This window comes from Nocardioidaceae bacterium (assembly GCA_018672315.1).
Classification (GTDB): Bacteria; Actinomycetota; Actinomycetes; order Propionibacteriales; family Nocardioidaceae; genus TYQ2.
Map to the genome: position 1 here is coordinate 2,067,185 of CP076053.1, position 22,359 is coordinate 2,089,543.

22 protein-coding genes and 1 other RNA gene are annotated in these 22,359 nt (G+C 72.1%); 20 read left to right on the plus strand and 3 right to left on the minus strand.

The window, feature by feature from the left end; genetic code table 11:
• The first annotated feature begins 69 nt into the window (after positions 1-69).
• Positions 70-440: a transfer-messenger RNA gene (gene ssrA / locus KLP28_09960) on the plus strand.
• A gap of 99 nt (positions 441-539) precedes the next feature.
• Here the strand turns inward: ssrA and KLP28_09965 are convergent.
• Positions 540-1,577, minus strand: coding sequence for an AraC family transcriptional regulator (locus tag KLP28_09965; protein QWC83949.1), 1,038 nt, complete (start codon positions 1,575-1,577; stop codon positions 540-542).
• Positions 1,578-1,698: 121 nt separating this feature from the next.
• Between KLP28_09965 and KLP28_09970 the strand changes: the two genes are divergently transcribed.
• The 9 genes from KLP28_09970 (at position 1,699) to KLP28_10010 (ending at position 11,234) form a co-directional block, all read left to right on the plus strand.
• Complete coding sequence (locus tag KLP28_09970) at positions 1,699-2,019, plus strand: 2Fe-2S iron-sulfur cluster binding domain-containing protein (protein ID QWC83950.1); 321 nt, start codon at positions 1,699-1,701, stop codon at positions 2,017-2,019.
• 13 nt (positions 2,020-2,032) lie between these two features.
• The gene (locus KLP28_09975) at positions 2,033-3,415 is read left to right on the plus strand and encodes a cytochrome P450 (GenBank protein QWC83951.1); all 1,383 of its coding nucleotides are present in this window, start codon (positions 2,033-2,035) and stop codon (positions 3,413-3,415) included.
• A 4-nt stretch (positions 3,416-3,419) separates the two neighbouring features.
• A complete protein-coding gene (locus KLP28_09980; GenBank protein QWC83952.1) occupies positions 3,420-4,682 on the plus strand; it encodes an FAD-dependent oxidoreductase in 1,263 nt (420 codons plus the stop codon).
• A 26-nt stretch (positions 4,683-4,708) separates the two neighbouring features.
• Entirely contained in the window at positions 4,709-5,626 is a 918-nt protein-coding gene (locus KLP28_09985) for a M15 family metallopeptidase (protein QWC83953.1), read from the plus strand.
• 21 nt (positions 5,627-5,647) lie between these two features.
• A complete protein-coding gene (locus KLP28_09990) occupies positions 5,648-6,031 on the plus strand; it encodes an SdpI family protein (GenBank protein ID QWC83954.1) in 384 nt (127 codons plus the stop codon).
• A gap of 102 nt (positions 6,032-6,133) precedes the next feature.
• Positions 6,134-7,879 (plus strand): hypothetical protein, encoded by a 1,746-nt coding sequence (locus tag KLP28_09995; GenBank protein QWC83955.1) that lies wholly within the window; start codon positions 6,134-6,136, stop codon positions 7,877-7,879.
• A gap of 2 nt (positions 7,880-7,881) precedes the next feature.
• The gene (phaZ, locus tag KLP28_10000; protein QWC83956.1) at positions 7,882-8,784 is read left to right on the plus strand and encodes a poly(3-hydroxyalkanoate) depolymerase; all 903 of its coding nucleotides are present in this window, start codon (positions 7,882-7,884) and stop codon (positions 8,782-8,784) included.
• 13 nt (positions 8,785-8,797) lie between these two features.
• Positions 8,798-9,982 (plus strand): acyl-CoA dehydrogenase family protein, encoded by a 1,185-nt coding sequence (locus tag KLP28_10005; protein QWC83957.1) that lies wholly within the window; start codon positions 8,798-8,800, stop codon positions 9,980-9,982.
• A 19-nt stretch (positions 9,983-10,001) separates the two neighbouring features.
• Positions 10,002-11,234 (plus strand): MFS transporter, encoded by a 1,233-nt coding sequence (locus tag KLP28_10010; GenBank protein QWC83958.1) that lies wholly within the window; start codon positions 10,002-10,004, stop codon positions 11,232-11,234.
• A gap of 2 nt (positions 11,235-11,236) precedes the next feature.
• Here KLP28_10010 and KLP28_10015 read toward each other — a convergent pair whose 3' ends face one another.
• Entirely contained in the window at positions 11,237-11,617 is a 381-nt protein-coding gene (locus KLP28_10015; protein ID QWC83959.1) for a hypothetical protein, read from the minus strand.
• 229 nt (positions 11,618-11,846) lie between these two features.
• Between KLP28_10015 and KLP28_10020 the strand changes: the two genes are divergently transcribed.
• The 7 genes from KLP28_10020 to KLP28_10050 all read left to right on the plus strand — a co-directional run bounded on the left by KLP28_10020 (position 11,847) and on the right by KLP28_10050 (position 19,891).
• Positions 11,847-13,322 carry a M23 family metallopeptidase gene (locus tag KLP28_10020; GenBank protein QWC83960.1) on the plus strand — a complete coding sequence of 492 codons (1,476 nt, stop codon included), beginning with the start codon at positions 11,847-11,849 and terminating at the stop codon, positions 13,320-13,322.
• 68 nt (positions 13,323-13,390) lie between these two features.
• Complete coding sequence (locus tag KLP28_10025) at positions 13,391-14,881, plus strand: M15 family metallopeptidase (GenBank protein QWC83961.1); 1,491 nt, start codon at positions 13,391-13,393, stop codon at positions 14,879-14,881.
• Between the two features lie 15 nt (positions 14,882-14,896).
• Positions 14,897-15,331 (plus strand): HIT family protein, encoded by a 435-nt coding sequence (locus KLP28_10030; protein ID QWC83962.1) that lies wholly within the window; start codon positions 14,897-14,899, stop codon positions 15,329-15,331.
• A gap of 136 nt (positions 15,332-15,467) precedes the next feature.
• Complete coding sequence (locus tag KLP28_10035; GenBank protein QWC83963.1) at positions 15,468-16,931, plus strand: M23 family metallopeptidase; 1,464 nt, start codon at positions 15,468-15,470, stop codon at positions 16,929-16,931.
• Positions 16,932-16,997: 66 nt separating this feature from the next.
• Positions 16,998-17,753, plus strand: coding sequence for an SDR family oxidoreductase (locus KLP28_10040; GenBank protein ID QWC83964.1), 756 nt, complete (start codon positions 16,998-17,000; stop codon positions 17,751-17,753).
• A gap of 504 nt (positions 17,754-18,257) precedes the next feature.
• The gene (locus KLP28_10045) at positions 18,258-18,755 is read left to right on the plus strand and encodes a C40 family peptidase (GenBank protein QWC83965.1); all 498 of its coding nucleotides are present in this window, start codon (positions 18,258-18,260) and stop codon (positions 18,753-18,755) included.
• 68 nt (positions 18,756-18,823) lie between these two features.
• Positions 18,824-19,891, plus strand: a complete 1,068-nt coding sequence (locus KLP28_10050; GenBank protein QWC83966.1) for a DUF3048 domain-containing protein — start codon at positions 18,824-18,826, stop codon at positions 19,889-19,891.
• Here the strand turns inward: KLP28_10050 and KLP28_10055 are convergent.
• Positions 19,872-20,582 carry a TetR/AcrR family transcriptional regulator gene (locus KLP28_10055; GenBank protein QWC83967.1) on the minus strand — a complete coding sequence of 237 codons (711 nt, stop codon included), beginning with the start codon at positions 20,580-20,582 and terminating at the stop codon, positions 19,872-19,874. The two genes, KLP28_10050 and KLP28_10055, sit on opposite strands and share 20 nt — an antisense overlap.
• A gap of 128 nt (positions 20,583-20,710) precedes the next feature.
• On the opposite strand from KLP28_10055, the gene KLP28_10060 reads away from it, so the two are divergent.
• The 3 genes from KLP28_10060 (at position 20,711) to KLP28_10070 (ending at position 22,315) form a co-directional block, all read left to right on the plus strand.
• Complete coding sequence (locus tag KLP28_10060) at positions 20,711-21,256, plus strand: hypothetical protein (protein ID QWC83968.1); 546 nt, start codon at positions 20,711-20,713, stop codon at positions 21,254-21,256.
• A gap of 109 nt (positions 21,257-21,365) precedes the next feature.
• A complete protein-coding gene (locus tag KLP28_10065; protein ID QWC83969.1) occupies positions 21,366-21,992 on the plus strand; it encodes a YqgE/AlgH family protein in 627 nt (208 codons plus the stop codon).
• A 59-nt stretch (positions 21,993-22,051) separates the two neighbouring features.
• The gene (locus tag KLP28_10070; protein QWC83970.1) at positions 22,052-22,315 is read left to right on the plus strand and encodes a DUF3039 domain-containing protein; all 264 of its coding nucleotides are present in this window, start codon (positions 22,052-22,054) and stop codon (positions 22,313-22,315) included.
• The last annotated feature ends 44 nt before the right edge of the window (positions 22,316-22,359 follow it).

Sequence of the window (22,359 nt, forward strand, 5' to 3'; positions counted from 1 at the left end):
GGCGGGAATACCCGGTGGCCTCGTTGCGCTGTGCCCCGTAGACTGCAGAGTCTGATTGACAACTCCAGAGGGGCTGATCGGTTTCGACTTGGGACGTTGGTCCCAGGGGAAGCGGGTCGAGAAGCCAGCGTCATCTCGTAAACGATCGCTGGAACCAACAAGTGCCGACTCTAAGCGCACTAACTTCGCTCTCGCTGCCTGAGCAGTGATCGAAGGGTCAGTCCGGGCATCCGTCTCCGTCCCGGGTCCTGATCTCATCAAGGGGACTTGCCCACCGGTTCTGTCACGGTGACCGGTGGGGACTTTTTCCGTGACTGCGTCCGTCAGCGACATGTTCGTGTGAGCGCTGGGACAGAGAACACGACCACCCACGGACTACACCCGTAGAAGACCTGGTACGGCGCTCGAGGACGCGGGTTCGATTCCCGCCAGCTCCACCAGCGACACAGCCCTCTGACGAGAGCCGCTCCGACACCGCGTCGGGGCGGCTCTCGTGCGTCGGACGGTGAGGAGCGCCGACCACCGCCATCGGTGGGTGCTCACGGTGTCGAGGACCGTCGCCACGCCTCGGGCGTGACGCCGCACCACCGCTTGAACGCGCGCCGGAACCCGGAGGCGTCGTGGTAGCCCAGCAGGTGCGCCACCGTCGCGACCGGGAGCCCGTCGGCCAGGTGGCCGGTGGCACGACGCGCCAGGAGGTCGTCGCGCACCTCTCGGAATCCGGTGCCCTCGTTCGCGAGCCTGCGCGCCAGCGTGCGCGCGCTGACGAAGAGCTCGGCGGCCGCCTCGTCCTCGGAGGGCACCCGGGTCGGGCTGGAGAGGAGCAGCCGCTCGAGGCGGCGGCGCGTGGAGTCCTCCTCGTACGCGGGTCGGCCCAGCTCGCTCGACAGGGCCTCGCACTGGGTCCGCGCCAGGTCGTGCATCGCGTGGCTCGCCGAGGCGTTGGGTGTGGAGGCGATCCGATGAGGGACGCGTACGCACAGCCCGCCCCCGTCGAAGTGCACCGGTCCCGGGAGCCAGTCGTGCGCCGAGGTCCCGGGATCATGGTGCGGGAACCAGGTCTCGATCTCCGCCGCCGGTCGGCCGAGGATGAAGCCGGCCAGGTCGCAGACGACCACGCTCAGCGCCTCGGCCATGCAACGCTCCACCTCGGGCGGCGCCGCGACGTCGAAGACGCAGTCGATCGCCAGCGCATCGTCCTGCTCCACCAACGCGAGGCGCAGGAACCCGACCCGCGTGGACGCGAAGTCCTGTGCCGCCTCCAGCGCGCTGCGCAGGTCGCTGCAGCTGGACACGAGGAAGCCGAGGGGCCCGTGCGCAGCGATCGTGAGCCGACGTCCCATCCGGAACCCGAAGCACGGATCCTCTGCCAGCCGCAGTGCGTTGTCGAGCACGCAGATCTGCTGCCGGGGCGACAGGGCAGCGTCGTCGCGGCGCAGCCGACCCTCGTCCAGGTCGGTGCCGTCGAGCAGCGGGGCGAGCCCGCCGGCCGGCAGACCCAGCTCCTGGGCGACGAGCAGGGTGTACGACCCCGGGGTCGACCCCGGCGCCGACCGACTCGCGGGCGGATCGACCATGCGCGCCAGTGTCGGAAAAAGACCCCCTGGCGTCAAGAGATGACCTTCCTGCGCCCGGTGACCGGCGCCACGATGAGGGCGTCGCGACCTCCGCGGCGTACGCCACTGGTGAGGAGAGCCGATGGGACAGGTCACCTTCGTCGAGCACGACGGCACCGACCATGAGGTCGGTATCGAGGAGGGCGCATCCCTGATGCGCCACGCCGTGGACAACCTCGTGCCCGGCATCGACGCGGACTGCGGGGGCGATGCGTCCTGCGGCACCTGTCACGTCATCGTCGACCAGGGGTGGTACGACCGGACCGGCTCGATCGGCGACGACGAGCAGCTCATGCTCGACATGACACCCGAACGCGCCGACACCTCACGACTGGCGTGCCAGATCGAGGTGACCGAGGAGCTCGACGGCCTCCAGGTGACCCTGCCCGAGTTCCAGATGTGAGGGGCCTGCGCCGATGACGATCAGCGGACAGTTCATGAGCGCCACCGCCTCGGTGGTGCCGATGCACTGGCAGGTCAGGGCGGCCCACCTGGTGCAGAAGAGCCTCGACCTCGCGGGGCTGGGAGCCCGGGTCCCGACCTTCACCGAGACCCCGCTCCCCGACGCCGCCCACGTGTCGCTCGCGGACATCGACCTGTCGAACCCGTTCCTGTGGCGGCAGCAGAAGTTCGAGGGGTACGCCGCTCGGCTGCGTGCGGAACAGCCCGTCCACCACGTCGCGGACAGCCCCTTCGGCGCCTTCTGGTCGGTGACCAGGCACGCCGACATCATGTACGTCGACAAGCACCACGACCTGTTCTCCGCCGAACCGATCATCACCCTCGGCGACCAGCCCAAGGGTCTGCCCGTCCGCACCTTCATCGCGATGGACCCACCCGAGCACGACGCCCACCGTCGGGCCGTGCAGGGCGTCGTGGCGCCGAGGAACCTCCAGGAGATGGAGGCGCTCATCCGTGAACGCACCACCGAGGTGCTCGACGGGCTGCCGGTGGGTGAGCCCTTCGACTGGGTCGAGCGCGTCTCGATCGAGCTCACGGCCCGGATGCTGGTGACCCTGCTCGACTTCCCGTACGAGCGTCGTCACGAGCTCGTCGTGTGGTCGGACCTCGCTGCCGCGAGCCCCGAGACGACCGGCGGGCTCGCCGTGCGCGACGACTTCTTCCCCGCCGTCGCCGAGGTCGCCAAGGCCTTCTCCGCTTTGTGGCGGGACAAGGAGGCCCGTATCAGGGCGGGCGAGGAGCCGGGTTTCGACCTGATGAGCCTGATGATCACCGACGAGGACACCAAGGACCTCATCCACCGGCCGATGGAGTTCCTCGGCAACCTCGCACTGCTCATCGTCGGCGGCAACGACACCACCCGCAACTCGATGAGCGGCGGCATCCTGGCGATGAGCCGGTGGCCCGACCAGCTCGAGATGCTGAAGGCGGACCGGTCCCTCATCCCCAACGCGGTCAGCGAGATCATCCGCTGGCAGACGCCGCTGGCGTACATGCGACGCGTGGCGACGCAGGACGTCGAGGTCGGCGGCGTCACCATCCGCAAGGGCGACAAGGTCGTCATGTGGTACGCCTCGGGCAACCGCGACGAGGAGAAGTTTCCTGACGGCGATCGGGTGGTCGTCGACCGCAAGAACGCCCGCAACCACGTGGCGTTCGGCTACGGCATCCACCGGTGCATGGGCAACCGGCTCGCCGAGCTGCAGCTGAAGATCCTGTGGGAGGAGCTGCTGACGCGCTTCGACTCTGTCGAGGTCGTCGAGGAGCCCGAGCGGGTGCAGTCGAACTTCGTGCGCGGCTACTCCCGCATGATGGTCCGCCTCACGCCGGTCGGCTGACGCGATGAGCGCGCACGATCGCACCTGCGTCGTCGTCGGCGCCGGTCACGCTGCCGTCGCCCTGGCGGCCGCGCTGCGACAGGGCGGGTGGACCGGCCCGATCCGTCTCATCGGCGAGGAGGGCGGACTGCCGTACGAACGGCCGCCGCTGTCGAAGTCGTTCCTCGCGGGCGAGAAGGCCCCCGATGCCTTCCCGTTGCGGCCGGCGTCCTTCTTCGCCACGCACGACATCGAGCTGATCGCGGCGCGCGCGGCACGACTCGATCGCGACGCCTGCGTCGTCGAGCTCGAGGACGGCGAGGAGGTGGCGTACGACAGGCTCGCCCTGGCCACCGGGGCCCGGCCGGTGCCGCTCGCCGTGCCTGGCGCCGATCTCGCCGGAGTGCACCTGCTGCGCAGCCTGGCCGACGTCGAGGCCATCCGCGCCGACCTCGCGCTCACGGGCGATGGAGCCCCGGTGGTGATGGTGGGCGGCGGGTACGTCGGCCTCGAGGCGGCGGCATCGCTGCGCGGACTCGGACACGACGTGACCGTGCTGGAGGCGGCCGACCGGGTGCTGGCCCGGGTGACCTCGCCGCCGGTCTCGGCGTTCTTCACGCGGCTGCACCACGAGGAGGGCGTACGCGTCGAGACCGGGGTCGAGGTCGTGGGTCTCGAGTCCGACGGGGGTGGACGAGCGGCACGGGTGCGCACCGCCGACGGAGGGTCCCACCAGGCCGACCTCGTCATCGTCGGGATCGGCGTACGCGCCTGCGCGGGCCTGGCCGAGGACGCCGGCCTCGAGGTCGACCGCGGCGTCGTCGTCGACGCGGGCTGCCGCACCTCCGACCCGGCCGTGGTCGCGCTGGGCGACTGCGCCCGCGTACGCCCCGACGACGGCGGGCCGGCCGTCTGCCTGGAGTCGGTGCCCAACGCCCGGGAGCAGGCCCGGGCGGCGGCCGCGACGCTGCTCGGACTGCCGCGGCCACCCGTGGCCGTGCCCTGGTTCTGGTCCGATCAGTACGACCTCACCCTGCAGACCGCCGGTGACGTCACCGGGCACGGCGAGATCGTCCTGCGCGGAGACCCGGGCAGCGGTCGCAGCTTCGCGGCGTTCCACCTGGACGACGGGCGGCTCGTCGGTGCGGACTGCGTGGCCCGCCCGCGCGAGTTCATGATGACCAGGAAGCTGCTGGCGGCCGGGACGAGCCCGGACCCGGCGCTGCTCGCGGACGAGTCCGTCGAGGTCCCGGAGATCATGGCGAGGCTGCTGACCGCCCGGCGCTGAGGGGACGCGCACGTAGGGTCGTGCGCATGAGGCGCGCTCGCGACGGCGGACCACGCGCCGTACGCCTCGCGCTGGCGGCCGGTCTGCTCGCTGCCGCCGCCTGCAGTGCCCCGGGATCCGATCCTGCGCAGCCGGAGGCGCCGACGGTGGCCCCGTCGGCGTCCGCGCGAAGTGACCCCTCGCGAGAGGTGACCCCTCGCGGAGGGGGGACGCTGCGGCCGAGGCCAGGTACCGTGCCTCCGCCGTGGCTCGGCACCCGCGTGCTGCCGGAGCGGGCCGACGGCTTCGGCGAGGTGCGACCGACACCGCGGCCGCTGCGGCGGCGTGCCTTCACGCTGCCGGGCAGCGTCGCCCCGGCGGCCGAGCTGCCGGGCGACGGTTTCGCCGGCCGCGTCGTGGCACCCGCCCCGGCACGGGTGATCGCGCGCTCCACCTGGGAGCCGAGGTGCCCGGTGGGGGCCGGGGAGCTCGCCTGGGTCCGGGTCGCCTTCCACGGCTTCGACGACGCCCGGCACACCGGTGAGCTGCTCGTCGCGAGCACCTGGGCCGAGGACGTCGTGGACGTCTTCGCCGAGCTGTACGCAGCCCGGTTCCCGATCGAGCAGATGCGCATCACCCGCGCCGAGGAGCTCGACGTGCCACCGACCGGCGACGGCAACAACACCGGTGCCTTCGTCTGCCGGCCCGTCACCGGCGGCACGTCCTTCTCCGAGCACGCCTACGGTCGCGCGATCGACGTGAACCCGTTCCAGAACCCGTACGTGCGCGACGACCTCGTCGTGCCCGAGCTCGCCTCGGCCTACCTCGACCGCGACCGGCGGGCCCCCGGGATCATCCGCGAGGGTGGCCCCGTGGTCGAGGCGTTCGCGCGGATCGGGTGGGTGTGGGGTGGGGACTACACCTCGCTGAGAGACTGGCAGCACTTCTCCAGCACCGGAGGCTGACCCACCCCCACAGGAGGCACCGTGACCGACGTCGCGACCGGCGGGCTCATCGCCGGGTCGTTGATGGTGCTCGCCAACATCGTCGTGCAGCAGGCGACGATCGCCGCGGCCTTCGGCGTGCTCGGACCCAACGCGTACGTCGGCATCCGCACCGACGCGACCCGCAGCGACCCCGCCGCCTGGCGAGCGGCCCACCGCGCCGGGATCGTGATCGTGGGCGCGGGCACCCTGCTCGGCATCGCCCTCGGGGCCGGGGGACTCTTCACCGCCCTGGCCGAGGAGTCGACCGCCTCGGTCGTGCTGACCCTCGCGTCGGCCGGCACGCTCGCCGCGACCGTCGGGTGGGCTGCCGTCCGCGGTCACCGTGTCGCCGCCGACATCGCTGAGGACGCCGCTCCGCGCTGAGGGCTGTTCTCTGCGGCGGTGTGGTCGGCTTCACATACTTCGCGCCGCAGCGGGCAGGACTGAGGGGTCCCGTCCGCGACCCCGAGAGCCCGGTGATCGACAGTGAGCACCATCCAGCGCATCGAGCAGGAGCGCAGCCGCGACCACGGTCGTCTGGACGCGACCGACGTCGATCCCGACGACCACGCGCTCGAGACGCCGATGGACATGATCCTCGCCGACGCAGGCCAGAGTCCGCTGCGACGCATGGTGCCCGGCATGTCCGGCGTGCGGGCCGTGGCCTCGCTCGCCACCAAGCCGCGCACCGTCGCGCGGCGTACGGCCGGTCTCGCCGCGGAGCTCGTCAGGGTGGGCGTCGGACGGTCCGAGGTGGCCCCGGCGAGGAGCGACAAGCGCTGGGGTGACGAGGCCTGGGAGAAGAACCCGTTCTTCAAGCGCACGATGCAGGGCTACCTCGCCTGGGGAGAGGCGATGCGAGAGCTCGTCGACGACGCGGACCTCGACTGGGCCGACGGACAGCGCATGGGCTTCATCGTCGACAACATCGTCGAGGCTCTCGCGCCGACGAACGCCCCCGTGCTCAACCCGACGGTCCTCAAGCGCACCATCGACACCGGCGGCGGCAACTTCCTCAACGGGGGGCGGCGCTTCCTCCGCGACTACGCGACCGCACCCAGGGTCCCGTCGATGGTCGAGTCCGACGCCTTCTCCGTGGGCGAGGACCTCGCGATGACGCCCGGCAAGGTCGTGCTGCGCACCGAGTTGTTCGAGCTGATCGAGTACGCCCCGCAGACCGACAAGGTGCGGACGATCCCGCTGCTGATCGTGCCGCCGACGATCAACAAGTACTACATCATCGACCTCGCTCCCGAACGGTCGATGGTCGAGCACCTCGTGCGCAGCGGCCTGCAGGTCTACGTCATGAGCTGGCGCAACCCCGACTCGCGCCACGCGGACTGGAACCTCGACGCCTACGGTGCGGCGATCCTGGAGGCGATGGACGCAGCGAACCAGATCACCCGCACCACGTCGGTGTCGCTGCTCGGCATCTGCTCCGGCGGCATCATCACCTCGATGCTGATGGGTCACCTGGCTGCCACCGACCAGCTCGACAAGGTCAGCGCGTACAGCCTGATGGTCACCGTGCTCGACCAGGGCCGTGCCGGGACCACCTCGGCGCTGCTCTCGCACAAGGTCGCGGCGGCAGCCGTCGCCCGGTCCGAGGAGAAGGGCTACCTCGACGGTCGGACGCTCGCGGAGATCTTCGCCTGGCTGCGGCCCACGGACCTGATCTGGCGCTACTGGATCAACAACTACCTCATGGGCCGACCGCCGAAGGCCTTCGACATCCTCTACTGGAACGCCGACCCGGTGCGGATGACCGCCGGGATGCACCACGACTTCCTCGACCTCGCGCTGCGCAACGCCCTCGTCGAGCCGGGCAAGGGGCACATGCTCGGCAGCCTGGTCGACCTGTCGCAGGTCACGACCGAGAACTACGTCGTCGCGGGCATCGCCGACCACCTGTGCAGCTGGGAGTCCTGCTACCAGTCCACCCAGATGCTGGGCGGCCCCTCGACCTTCGTGCTGTCCACGTCCGGGCACATCGCGGCGATGGTCAACCCGCCCGGCAATCCCAAGGCCAGCTTCCGCACCAGCGAGGAGAACCCGCCCACGACCCAGGAGTGGCTCGAGCAGGCCTCGAAGAAGAAGGGCACGTGGTGGGACGACTACGCGGGCTGGGTCGGCGACCGCAGCGGCGAGTGGCGCGGCAAGCCGGTCAAGGCCGGCTCGAGCGAGTACCCGCCGGTGTGTGACGCGCCGGGCACGTTCGTGCACGATCGGTGAGCATGAGCCGCACAGACGTCATGGAGCACGAGGACCCCACCATCGAGGAGCCGCCCGGTGCGCCGGAGCGGGTGCGTCAGGTCACTGTGCGTGGCATCAGCGCGCGGGTCTCGGTCCGCCCCGGCACCGGCCCGTACACCGACGCGCCGCCCCTGCTGCTGTGCAACGGCATCGGGATCAGCTTCGAGGCCTTCGGCCCCTTCGTCGAGGCCCTGGACCCACGCCGCGGCGTCGTGCGCTTCGACGTGCCGGGTGTCGGCGGCAGCGCACCACCGCCGTTCCCGTACACGATCGCCGCCCTCTCCTCCTGGGTCACCGCCCTGATGGCCAAGCTCGGGTACCGCGAGTTCGACGTGCTCGGCATCAGCTGGGGCGGCGGGCTCGCCCAGCAGCTCGCGGTGCAGTCCCGACGTCGCGTACGCCGGGTCGTGCTCGTCGCCACCGGCACCGGCGCGCTGATGGTGCCCGCCAACCCGAAGGTGCTCGGGATCATGGCCACACCGCGGCGGCACCGCGATCCCGGGTACGCGGCCGAGGTCGCCGGCACCATCTACGGGGGCACGATGCGCACCCACCCCGAGCAGGGCGCAGCCCTGCTGCACTCGATGACCAGGGCCGGCCCCAAACGCGGCTACTACTACCAGCTGCTCGCGATGACCGGGTGGAGCAGCCTGCCGTTCCTCAAGCTCATCCGGCAGCCGACCCTGGTCATGGGCGGGGACGACGACCCGATCATCCCCGCGGTCAACCCGCGGATGCAGGCCCGACTGATCCCACGGGCCCGGTTGCACCTCTACGACGGCGGCCACATCTCGCTGATGACCGAGGCCGAGCAGCTGGCCCCCGTCGTGGAGACGTTCTTGGACGAGCAGGACACGAACGACTCCGACACCCACGCCGACTGAAACCGAGGACCCCGTGCCAGACCGTGACGAGAGCCCGTTCTCCGACTTCCTCTCCTTCGAGCTGCTGCTCGACGACGACGACCGCGACCTGCTGCGGCGGACGCGCGCCTTCATGACCCAGGAGGTCGAGCCCCTCATCAACGACCACTGGACCCGGGCGAGCTTCCCCCACGAGATCGTGCCGGGCATGGCGGAGCTCGGCATCGCCGGCCTCGTCGTCGACCACGAGTCGTGCCCGAATCGCGGGGCGCTGGTGGACGGGATGATCTCGATGGAGCTCGCTCGCACCGACCCGAGCATCGCGACCTTCATGGGCGTCCACGGTGGTCTCGCGATGCTCTCCATCCGGGTAGGCGGCGACGAGGAGCAGCACGACCGCTGGCTGCCGGCGATGGCGCGCATGGAGAAGATCGGCGCCTTCGGGCTGACCGAGCCCGAGATCGGCTCCGCGATCTCCCAGGGAATGCTGACCACTGCGAAGCGCGACGGGGACGAGTGGATCCTCGACGGCGACAAGAAGTGGATCGGCAACGCCGCGTTCGCCGACGTGCTGGTCATCTGGGCGCGCGACGTCGACGACGACCAGGTCAAGGGCTTCGTGGTCGAGAAGGGCACCGAGGGTGTCGAGTTCGAGATCATCGAGGACAAGATCGCGTTGCGCGCGGTGGAGAACGCCGAGGTCCACCTGCGCGGCGCGCGCGTGCCCGAGGCCAACCGGCTGCAGCGCGCCGACTCCTTCGCCACCACCTCCGAGGTGCTGCGGCTGACACGCATGAGCGTCGCCTGGATGGCGGTGGGGTGTGCCCGCGGCGCCTACGAGCACGCCCTCGCCTACACCAAGCAGCGCGAGCAGTTCGGCAAGCCCATCGCGAGCTTCCAGCTGGTGCAGGACCTGCTCGTGAAGATGCTCTCGAACGTGACCGCGGCCACCGCGATGAACGTCCGCGCGTCGCAGCTGCAGGACGCGGGCCTGCTCGCCGACGAGCACGCCTCGCTGTGCAAGGCGCACGCGACGGTGCGCATGCGCGAGACGGTCGGGTGGGCCCGCGAGGTCCTCGGCGGCAACGGCATCCTGCTCGAGCACCACGTGGGCCGCTTCGTCGCGGACGCCGAGGCGATCTACTCCTACGAGGGCACGCGTGAGATCAACAGCCTCATCGTCGGTCGCGCGATCACAGGGGAGAGCGCCTTCGTGTGAGGCGGGGTAGAGGGGCGGGGTGATCACGTCGCCCCGTCTCCCCGTCGGTCGTGCGTCCGGGTGGACCGGCGCACTCCTCGTCGGGCTCGCCTTCGCGGTCGGGATGGCCGGGGCGACACTGCCCACGCCTCTCTACCCCGTCTACGCCGACCGGCTGGGGTTCGGTGAGCTGACCGTGACGCTTGTCTTCAGCGCCTACGCCGTCGGGGTCACGGGGGGCCTGCTCCTGCTCGGCCACTGGTCGGACCAGCTGGGCCGGCGCCCCGTCGTGCTCGCCGGTCTGGGGTTCTCGCTGCTCTCGGCGGTCTGCTTCCTGCTGCCGCTGGCGCTGCCCTGGTTGTACGCCGGGCGGGTGCTCTCCGGTGTCTCGGCGGGCATCCTCACCGGTACGGCGACGGCGTACGTCGTGGACCTGGCACCGGCGAGCAGCAGCGGGCGCGCGAGTCTGCTCGCGGCCGGCGTCAACATGGGCGGCCTCGGCGTCGGGCCGCTCCTCACCGGGGTGCTCATGGTGAGCGGGCCCTCCGACACCCGTCTCACCTACGCGGTGCACCTCGTGCTGACAGTGGTCGCCGCCGCACTCCTGCTCGGTGTCGCGGAGACCGTGACACGATCCCGCGAGCCGTCACTGCGGCCCCGACGGCTGCACGTCCCGGTCGGCGCACGAGCGGTGTTCCTGCGGTCGGCGATCGCCGGCTTCGCGGGCTTCGCGGTGCTGGGGCTCTTCACCGCGGTCTCCCCGGCGTTCCTGGCCGACGTGCTGGGACGCGACAGCCCTGTGCTGGTCGGCCTGGTGGTGCTGCTGCTGTTCGGGTCCTCCGTGGTGGGGCAGGCGGTCTCGACGGGGATGGGGACTGACCGTTCCCTGCCCCTCGGCTGCGTGCTGCTCGTGCTGGGCATGGCCGCGGTCGCGTGGGCGCTGGCCACGGCCTCGCTCGGTTGGCTGTGCGGGGGCGCGGTCGTCGCCGGGGTCGGCCAGGGCCTCAGCTTCCGGGCAGGCCTGGCGGGCGTCACCGCCGCGACGCCCGAGGAGCAGCGCGGCGCGGTGACCTCGACCTTCTTCGTCGCGCTCTACGTCGGCATCTCCTTCCCGGTGATCGGCGAGGGCGCCCTGGCCTCGGCCGTGGGACTGCGTCCCGCGGGCATCGCCTTCAGCGTCCTCGTCGGGGTGATGGCCGTCGTCGCCGTCGTGCTCCTGCTGAGGCAACGGAACCGCGCGGCCGAGACCACGACGCCGGCGCCCACCGGGTGAGGTCAGTCGCGGTCCAGCGCGGCGAGACCGAGACCGACCGCCGTCAGGGCGAGCAGGGCGCTGGAGACCGACGTCTTCGGAGCGCCCTGCTTCAACCCGATCGCGTACGCCAACGCGTCGACGGTGTCGACCCCGATGCCGACCGTCGTGGTCGCACGACGCACCGCCGGGTCCGGAGAGAACGCACCGGCGGCGAGGGCGAGCTCGCGGGCGGCGAACATGCGCGTCATCACTCCCGCGGACGCGTCCTCCGGTGTCCCCATGCCTGCGAGCGCCCACGTCGTGCGTGGGCTGGCCGCGGCGCTGATGCCGACCACCAGTCGCAGCGCTCCCAGGGTCCTGGCGGGGTCGTCGAGGGCGGCGTCGCGAAGGTGGCTGAGCACGGGGGGTCTCCTGGGAGTCGAGGATCGTGGTGATGCCGGACGGGCGGCACGGGACGGTCGGCCGGTGCCGTGGCGGCTCATCTTGGCAAAGACTCGTCGTGCCGGGGTCCGATCTGCCTCAACGACGGGCGCAGTCGGGACGGCGGAACCTACGATCGGAGGCGACAGGTCGACTCGCTGGACCGTCGCCCCGAACGCTCACCCGAGCCCTGTCCCCTTCGGAGACCCCATGGACGATGCGCGCGCGACGCCGCGTCGTCGACGGCGCGGACTCGTGCGGGGACAGGCAGGGACACTGGCCCGTGCGATGCCCGCTCTCGTGCTCGCCGGTGGCGTCCTCACGCTCCCGCTCGGTGCCGCCGCCGGGGCTCCGGTGAGCACGGCCGGACCCGCGCTGCCGGACATCCCCACTGCGGTGGGTGGGCTCACCGACACCACCGACACCAGCGACACCGCGGACGCCCCCGGCTCCTCGACCACGCTCGGCGCCGCCGCGGAGTCCACGGTCGCGATCGACGAACGACGCGCGCAGGCTCGCGCGGAGCGACGTCGCCGCGCGGCCGACGTACGCCGCGCCGCCGAGCGGCTCGAGGCCGACCGGCAGGTGGCGCTCACAGCGATGTGGGAGCCCGACCCGACCCTCCTGGCGCCGCGCGAATCCGACTCCCCGCAGACCGCCGAGGTGCGCTCGCGGCTCGCGGCCCTGGTCGAGAGGTTGAGCCGCGCGAGCAGCGACTACGAGGAGGCGTTGTACGCCGCGGACCGCAGCCGGGTCGAGGCGCGACGCGCACGGGCTGCGTCGGCGGCCGCCGCGGAGCGGTCCGGGATCGCGAGGCAGCGGTGGGTCGAGGACCGTGCCGCGCTGGTGGCGATCGCCACGGACACCTACCGCAACGGGTCCGTCGGCGATCTCGGCCTGGTGCTGGGCGCCGGTTCGGCGGAGGACGACGAGGCCTTCTTCTCCGGTCTCACGCTGCTGACACAGGTCAACAGCTCCCAGGGCGACGCCACCGCTCGCGCGGCAGCCTCGGCACGCGCGCTCGCCGACGCCGTCGCCGAGCAGGAACGGGCCGAGGCCCGGGCCGAGCGGACGGCCGTACGCAACGCCGCGGCGCTGAGCCGCAGCGCCCGCACCCGCACCCAGGTCGTCGAGGACGTCCGGCGTGCCCAGGCCCTGATCCAGCAGTCGATCCTCGTGGACGAGATCGCCGCCGCGGTCGACACCGACGAGCTCACCGAGGCGAGCGCCCGTGCCGCGGCCGAGCTCGAGGGCGGCGTGGTCTTCCCCCTGCCCCTGGACTCCGGCTGGCGCGACAACGACAACTGGGGCAACGCCGGCGGCCACTGGCGTCGCGGTCACACCGGCGACGACTTCTCGGTGGCCTGCGGCACCCCCGTGTACGCCGCCCACCAGGGCACGGTGTCGATCCGCACGGACCAGGGCTGGTCCGGCAAGTGGCTCGTCACGGTGCAGACGGGCGAGGGCGGACTGGCGACGTGGTACGCCCACATGATGGGTCTGGCCACGCAGAACGGCGCCGAGGTCGAGGCCGGTGATGTCATCGGCTACGTCGGGTCGCTGGGCAACTCCACCGGCTGCCACCTGCACTTCGAGGTGCATCCGCTCGGCGGATCGATCTACGAGGACAACGTCGACCCGGTGGCCTGGCTCACGATCGCGCGCGCGTACCCCGGGGTCTCGTGACCCTTTCGTGACTCCTCCCGTCACGCCGACGCATGGCAGCGGGGGCCGCCGCGGCGCACACTGGGGCGGTGATCCGACACCTGTCCGCCGGGCTGCTGTGCGCGGCGCTGGCCCTCGCGCCCACCGTCGCCGCCGCCCAGACCGACGCCGACGGCGGTGCCGGTGCCGGGCCGGAGGAGGCGGCCTCCCCGGCCGTCACGCTCACTCTTCCGGACCGGAGCCGGTCCGACCTGGCTCGAGCCGTCACCGCGACCGCCACCGCTGCCGAGGGCACACCCCTCCCGGGGCGGGGGGTGCTGGTGCAGGTGCGGACCGGCGAGACATGGACCACCGCGGCCACGCTGGTCACGGGCTCGGACGGCACCGCCACCGGCGAGATCGTCGTTCCCCGTGCCCCGGCCGAGCAGCGGTGGCGGAGCGTGCTGGCGCCGGCTGTGGACGCCCCCGGCGAGGAGCCTCCCGGCGAGACCGTCGTGAGCCCGACGCAGTCGTTGGCCCTGGTGCCGTGGGCGACCCGGGTTCGCCGTGAGGGACGGACGAGCGTCGTCGACGGACGACGCCTGCGACAGACGTGGACGGTGACCACGCGGCGCGGCGACATCGTGCCCGGTGCCCAGGTCGTCGTGCGCTCGCGCATGGCCGGCCAGGTCGAACGAGTCACCCGCACCACCGACGAGCGCGGGCAGGTCGTGGTGCGCGACCGTCCCCGCTACGACTCGCGCTGGGTGGCCCGCGTACGCCCCGGCACCTGGTTCGACGGAGTCGCGACCGACGTCACGGCCGTCGACAACCTGCCCGCGGGGCCGGTCGTGCAGCTGCCTGCGGACGCGCCGTCGCCCCGGGTGCGGGTGCCTGTGCAGCCGCGGGCCCTCAAGGCGGGGCCGCGCCCCAGGGTCACCCGCATCCCGGGTGCCGTGTGGCAGGAGATGACGGGCGTGTCCTGGCAGCCCGGCTGCCCGGTGGGCCGCCGCGACCTGCGGCTCGTCCGTGTCAACTACTGGGACTACACCGGCTACGCGCGTCGGGGGGAGATCGTCGTGAACGCCGCAGCCGCGCAGAACGTCGCCGCCACCTTCGCCCACATCTACCGCGCGAAGCTGCCGATCCGCTCGATGTACCGGGTGGACCGCTTCGGCTACAGCAGCCGTCTCGACGGCGGCGACGACTTCGCCTCGATGGCCGCCGGCAACACCTCCGGGTTCAACTGTCGTCGGGTGGTCAACTACACCGCACTGTCACCCCACGCGTACGGGTTCGCGATCGACATCAACACCTGGGAGAACACCTACCGGTCCCGCACGGGCGTGGTGCCGAACACCTACTGGCAGTCCCGCTCACACCCGCTGGTCGCGTGGCGCTCGACCTCGCACCGCATGATCCGACTGCTGTCCAGCCACGGCTGGAGCTGGCCGTACGGGCTGGGGGACACCCACCACTTCTCCGCGCCCGCCGGCGGGTACGCGCGGTCGGCGCGCGTCGCGCAGGCAGGGGGGCACGAGCACGTCCGGGCCCACCGGGACGCCACGGGCTACGGCCCCGGCGGCATCGCGCTGGACTGAGGGACGGGCGGACGGATGGCGCGGACGTCGGTGGGCAGCTGTCTCTTCTGCCGCATCGTGGCATCGGAGGAGCCGGCGTACGAGGTGCTGCGTACGCCGGACCTCGTCGGGTTCCTCGACGTGCGACCGGTGCAGAAGGGGCACGTGCTGCTGGTGCCCCGTGAGCACGTGCCGACGCTGCCGGACCTACCCGCTCGACTGCGCGACCCGTTCCTCGCGGCCGGCCAGCGGCTCGCGGCGGCGGCCGTGCACGAGCTCGGGTTCGAGGGCAGCTTCGTGGCGATGAACAACACCGTCAGCCAGTCGGTGCCGCACCTGCACCTGCACGTGGTGCCCCGCCGTACGGGCGACGGGTTGCGCGGATTCTTCTGGCCGCGGCACCGCTACGAGGCGGATGAGGCCGAGGCGTACGCGGGCCGGTGGCGCGACGCGCTGGCCGCCACGCCGTAGGAGAAGGACGCCGCAACCGGTTGTGCGGACAGGTCGGCGACGGGCACGTATCGTGGTGTCCGCACGGGCCAGCCCGTGACACCACCCGTCGCCGGGCCGTGAATGATGCCCGCGGCCGCCCGCGACCAGAGGAACCATGACCCGTCCCGACCGTGCCGCCCGGCGTCCGCGTCGACGCCGCGGCACCGCCGCTGCCGCGGTGGTGGCGCTGGGTCTGATCGGCTTCGGCGGCGTGGGCGACCTCGGTGGCACCCCGGCCGCCGCGATCGAGCTGACCCCGGGCGGGTCCGTGCGGGAGGCGCAGCAGGGTGCGGCCACAGAGCCCGGGCAGCGCGGCGAGGACGTCTCGCTGCACGAGCACGAGGGCGACGACGCCGCTGCCCGACGGGCGGCCGAGGACCGCGCCCTCGCGATGGCCGCCACCTGGAAGCCCGACATGAGCCTGCTGGCGCCCCACGAGGGCGATTCCGAGGCGACCGCCGCGCTGCGTGCCGAGCTGGCCGACTCCGTCACCAGCCTGCGTCAGGCCTTCACCGAGCACGAGAAGGCGCTGCGTCGGTCCGACCGCGCTGCCCGCCGGCTCGAGGCCGCCCGCAGCGACGTGGCCGTGGCGGTGCTGGCCACCAGCGCCGCCCGGCTGCAGGTCCAGAAGGACCGCGACGCGCTGATGGCGCTCATGGCCGAGACCTACCGCAACGGGTCCGCGGGATCGCTGTCGCTGATGCTCGGCGGGTCGAGCGCCGACCGCGACGAGCGGTACGCCGGGGAGGGCCTCTTCTCCGGTCTGACCCTGCTGTCGCAGATGAGCAGCAGCCAGGACGACGCGCTGCGCACCGTGCGCCGCTCGGCGCGAGAGCTCGCGCGCGTGCAGGCCGCGGAGGAGCAGGCCCGGGACCGGGCCGAGCAGCGGGACGCCTCGGCCGCCGACGCCCTGCGCGCCGCCGAGCGTGTCCGTGCGAGCGTCGTCGAGGAGGTCGAGGGCATCCAGGACCTCGTGCGCCAGTCGGTGCTGCGCGACGAGGTGAAGCGCCGCCAGGCCGCCGCCCTGGCCGAGCGGGACGCGTTGCTGGCCGAGGACCGATCGTTCCTCGAGGCGTTCTCCGGTCTCTCGCCCGCGGCCAGCGACGAGCTCATGCGTGCTGCGGCGCGCCTCGCGGCCGCGTCCCCAGGGGGTGTGGTCTTCCCGCTCCCGGAGAACGCGTCCTGGTACGACAACGACAACTGGGGTGGCGACGGGGGCCTGTGGGCCGCCGGTCACACCGGTGACGACTTCTCCGCGCCCTGCGGCACGCCTGTGCTCGCGGCGACCCGGGGCACGGTCACGGTCCGCACGGACCAGGCGTGGTCAGGCCGCTGGCTCGTGGTCGTGCAGGGTGACGACGGCGTCGCGGCCACCTGGTACGCCCACATGCAGGAGCTGCTCGTCGCGGACGGCGACCGGGTCAAGGCCGGCCAGCGCATCGGCGCCGTCGGCACGGAGGGCAACTCCACCGGGTGCCACCTGCACTTCGAGGTGCACCCGCTCGGCGGCTCGATCTACGAGGACAACGTCGACCCGGTGTCCTTCCTGCGGCTGTCCGGGGCCTACCCGACCGCCTAGGTCCGCCTGTCGGACGGCTAGCGTGAGTCACGCACAGTCACGTTCAGCCACGGACAGGGAGTTGTCATGGGTCGTTTCGACGGTCGCGTCGTCGTCGTCACCGGTGCCGCACGCGGTATCGGTGCCGGCACCGCCAAGCGTTTCGCCGAGGAGGGCGCGAAGGTCGCCATCCTCGATCTCGACGAGGCCCAGGCCTCCGAGACCGCCCAGGGGCTGGGTGCGAGCCAGGCCGTGGGCATCGGGTGCGATGTCGCGGACTCCGCCTCGGTCTCGGCCGCGGCGGACCGCGTCGTGGCTGAGCTCGGGGGGTGGGACGTGCTGGTCAACAACGCCGGGATCACCCGCGACAACCTGTTGTTCAAGATGACCGAGGAGGACTGGGACTCGGTGATGGGGGTGCACCTGAAGGGTGCGTTCTTGATGTCCAAGGCGGCGCAGGCGGTGATGGGTGAGCAGAAGTACGGCAAGATCGTGAACCTGTCCTCGACCTCGGCGATGGGCAACCGGGGTCAGGCGAACTACTCCGCGGCGAAGATGGGGATCCAGGCCTTCACGCGCACCCTGGCGATCGAGCTGGGTCCGCGGGGCATCAACGTCAACGCGGTCGCGCCGGGGTTCATCGCGACCGACATGACCGATGACACCGCGCGGCGGCTGGGGATCGATGTGGAGGAGTTCCGCTCGATGAACGCCGAGCACAATCCTGTGCGGCGGGTCGGGGAGCCGGCCGACATCGCGGCTGCGGTGACGTTCTTCGCCTCCGACGAGGCCTCTTACATCACGGGTCAGACGTTGTACGTCGACGGCGGCGGCAAGCTCTGACGCAGCTGCTCCGCGCTCACACAGAGCCGCGGTCGACCGCGTGAACTGCGACATGTCGCAGACGCGGCGGCCGCGGCTTTGTCACGCCTGGATCACGCGCTGATCACGACTCGGCACGGCGTGTCGCGCGAGGCGCGCCGCGCTTTTATCCACATCTCAGGTTCGACTCGGTTTGCGAGTCGGGACAGACACCTCTACGTTGTCTCTCCGTGACCTCAAGCGGTTCCACATCGTGGGCCCGAGGTCGCGTCGGCGGCGCTTGCGCGGCCTGACCCACAACTCCATCCCAGCCTGGTCACGCCGAGTCCTGCCCCGACCCTGAGCTGGTACCTGTCGTCGAACCATCGCTGGGGCAGGAGTGGGGGACCCACATCGTCACCGCTCCGCTCGCGGGAGTCATCCCGCGTGCGGTGCTCGGGGTGAAGCCGCGCCCAGGCGCGGCGGAGCACCTTTCCGGCTCCAACCCGACAGCTGACCTCACAGGCGTGGGAGAGGAACCGACCCGTGTCCGCTCATGCTCACTCCACGGCCCGTCGTGCGCTCCGCGTCGTCGCGCTGCCCCTGGTCGCCATGGCCCTGGTGTTCACCGGCCTGACCGTCACCGCCCCCGCTGCCGAGGCCGCCAGCCCGCGCATCGAGAAGATCCGCAAGGCCATGCGCATCGCGGTGGCCCAGAAGGGTGACCCGTACCGCTACGGCGCGGCGGGCCCGAACGCCTTCGACTGCTCCGGGCTCATCTACTACAGCTACCGCAAGGCGGGCTTCCGCAACGTCCCGCGTACGTCTGACTCCCAGGCCGCCAAGTTCCGCGGCATCCCCAAGCGCAAGGTGCGCCGCGGCGACTTCGTGTACTTCCACCGCGGCGGCGACGTCTACCACGTCGGCATCTTCGCCGGCCGTCGCGCGGGCAACAAGTACGTGCTGCACGCTCCGTACGGCTCCAAGCGTGTCAGCCGCGAGCGGATCTGGACCAATTCCTGGTTCGCGGGCTCGCTGCGCTGAGACCCCACCGGCAGGACACGACAGGGCCGCTCCCCACCGGGGGAGCGGCCCTGTCGCATCATGTGGCCATGACCTCGTCCGCGGCCCGACCGCCCCGCCGCCTCCTCGCTGCCGCAACGGGCCTCCTGCTGGCGCTCAGCGCCTGCTCCACCGGGGGCGAGGAGTCGGTGCCTGACGCCGAGCAGACGGCTCCCGCGTCGGAGTCGACCACGCCGCAGGAGGCCCAGGCCTCGTTGCGGACCGTCGGCGGCCGCTACCTGCTCGGGCGCTGGCCGCTGACGGGCAGGCCGGCCAAGGGCATGGCGCCACGGCGCCCCGTGCTCGCGGTGAAGGTCGACAACACCTCCAGCTCGGCGCCGCAGGTCGGGCTCGGTGCCGCGGACATGGTCATCGAGCAGATCGTCGAGGGCGGGCAGACCCGCCTGGTCGCGTTGTACTACCAGAGGCTGCCGCAGGTCGTGGGTCCCGTGCGGTCGCTGCGAGCGACCGACCTCCCTCTCGTACGCCCCGCCGGCGACGCCGTCGTGGTCGCCTCCGGGGGCGCCCCGCCGACCATCCGCCGCTTCGACCGTGCAGGGGTGAAGATCCGCACCGAGAGCGCGCAGGGGTTCTTCCGCGCCGGGGACAGGGTCTCGCCGTACAACCTGATGGTGCGCATGCCCGACCTGCAGCGCTCGGTGCAGCGACAGCGTGCCGTGCCGCGGGCCTACCTGCCGTGGGGCAACACCGAGATCACCGGCCCACGGGCCCGCAGCGTGGTGGCGACCTTCTCCGCCGCGCGCTCGACCGTGTGGCAGTACCGCGGCGGCAAGTACCAGCCTCAGTCCGGCTACCAGGCGGCAGGAGACCGGTTCGTGCCCGACACCATCCTGGCGCTCCGCGTACGACTCGGCGACGCGGGATACCGCGACCCCGCCGGCAACCCGGTGCCCGAGACCCCGCTCGTGGGTCGGGGGGACGCGGTGGTCTTCCACGGCGGGCGACTGCAGCGGGCGACCTGGGTGAAGTCGTCGCCGCGTGCTCCGTTGCGCCTGCAGGACCGGCGGGGTCGCGCGGTCTCGGTGCCGGCCGGGCGCACCTGGGTGGAGCTCGTGCCGACCTCGGGAGGCGGAGCGGTCAGCTGGTCGGCTCGCTGAGCTGACGAGCGAGCGTCGCCATCCGCGCGGCCTCCTCGGAGGCGGCGACCTCCTTCATGCCCATCAGCATGAAGCCGATGGCCGCGTCGACGCGCGCGCCTGCGGCCACGGGGTCCGGGTCGTCGACGACGGTCTCGGCGGCCGCGGTCACGGCGCCGTGGAAGACGCGCGTGAAGGTGTCGACCATCTCGGGCCCGATGTCGAGTTCCGCGGAGGTCATGACGGCGTCGACGATGTCGTGCACGATCGCGTACGCCGAGAGCCGTTCGCGGTCGCGGAAGCGCTCGTAGCCGAGCACCGCCGGCCCCTCCTGCACGACGATCCGCCGGTAGGCAGGATCACGGCAGGCCTCCAGGAACGCCCGCAGGCCGACGCCGGCCTTGTCCCAGGGGTCCTCGACCTCGTCGACCGCGTGCTGCACCAGCTCGCTGGCGCGTTCCTCCTGTCGCGCGAAGGCAGCCTCGAACAGCCCCTGCTTGCCGCTGTAGTGGTGGTAGAGCGCTCCCTTGGTCACGCGGGCCTGCGCGACGACGGCGTCCAGGCTGGTGCCGCTGTATCCCTCGGCGGTGAACAGGTCCTCGGCGGCCTCGAGCAGGGCCTCGCGGGTGGAGCGGCTGTACTGCGCGCGACGTGAGGTGGGGGCGGAGGCCACCTGCTTGAGGAGGCGTTGGGCCTTCGCGCTCTTGCTCATCGGTTCAGCCTAGTGCCGAGCGTCTCATGTGCCGTGACCCGCGTCTCTACCTGGAGTCGGTTTCATACCTCAGGTCTCTGGCATACTGAAAGTACGTACTCACAGTACGTCAACTGAAGGAGACCACCATGGGACAGACCCACACCCGCGAAGACGTCCTTCGCCGCGTCACCCGTGAGCTCGACGACCGCCGCGACGGCACCCTGCCGATGCACCTCGCCGGCGTTTCCGAGCACTTCCCCGACCCGACGACCATGCTCGGCGCGCTGCAGCTGCGCTGGTACGCCACCCTGTCCGGACTCATCGAGCGGGAGCTGAGCGCCCGGCCGCTGGACCAGGCCGACGCGGTCGTCACCGCGTGGGCGCGCGCCCGCGCCGCCCACCCCGGCGTCCGTGCGGCCCTCGACAACGGCCTGACGCACCCCGTCGACGGGTCGATGGCCGAGGCCACGCGCCGCGCGGCGGCCAAGGAGCACGCGATGCTGGCCGTGATGGCCGGTCTCGCGGGTCTCCACGACCCGCAGGCCGCCACCGTCGGAGCACGACTGGAGCAGCGTGCACGCACGCTGGCCGTCGCCTCGGACGCCCGTGCCCAGGACAACCTGGTGCGGCAGCGGGGCGTACGCCACGGCATGACCGAGATCGTCGACCGCGTGCGTCAGCTGGTCGCCTGACCGGCTGACCGGTCGATCCGCGGCGAGGGCCTGTCGGCCCGACGGCCCCGGGACGAGTCGCACCGACTCGACCCGGGGCCGTTCGCCGTCCGCGTGCCACAGTGGAGCGGTGGCGACCGGCACCGACCCCGTGACCGGGTTCGCGCTCGCGGCGGGCATGCTGCTCCTGGCCGGGCCGAGCCTGACCGAGGCGACCTTCCGCGGCTCCGTCGTACTCCTGCTCGACATCGACGACGAGGGCGCGCTCGGGGTCGTGCTGAACCGTCCCACCGGAGCGCACCTCGGCGAGGCGACGCCGATGGCCGACTTCGACGGCTTCGGCCCCGCAGCGGGCGCCGTGCGAAGCACTCCTGTCATGGAGGGAGGCCCCGTCGACCGCACCCGCCTGCTCGCGCTCGTGGAGTGGCGGCCCGGCTGGGGCCCTCGCGGTGACCGGCTCCAGCAGGTGCTGCCGGGGACCGGCATGGCCGACCTGATCGGCCTCGCCGAGTCCGGGGAGGGCGCGCTCGACCCGGCCTGGGAGTCGGTGCGCATCCGTGCGTACGTCGGGTACGCCGGATGGGGCCCCGGCCAGCTGCAGCACGAGGTCGCCGAGGGCGCCTGGTACGTGCTGCCCGGCGAGCAGGAGGACCCGTTCTCCTCGGCGCCGCAGACGCTCTGGCGTCAGGTCGTCGCCCGCCAACCCGGGCGACTCTCGTGGCTGGCGTCACGACCTGCGGACGTGGGCCGCAACTGACCGGCCCGCCCCGCCTCGGCGCCCGCCCGGCACCGCCGCGCCACCGGTAACCTGGGTGCATGGCCACTGGATTCGGAGTCGCGACCGACACGCGTGAGGACACCGTCCGCGACGAGCGCCTCGCGCCGTACGACGAGGGAGACCACGAGCGCTTCGCGCACTACGCCCCGAAGGACAAGCTGATGGAGGCGATGGTCACCGGCACGCCCGTGACCGCGCTCTGCGGCAAGAAGTGGGTGCCGAGCCGCGACCCGGAGAAGTTCCCGGTCTGCCCGACCTGCAAGGAGATCTGGGAGTCGATGCCCTCCGGCGAGGACGCCTGAGGTCGGCTCCGCCCTCTCCGCTCCACGCACCCGCGAGACCGAAG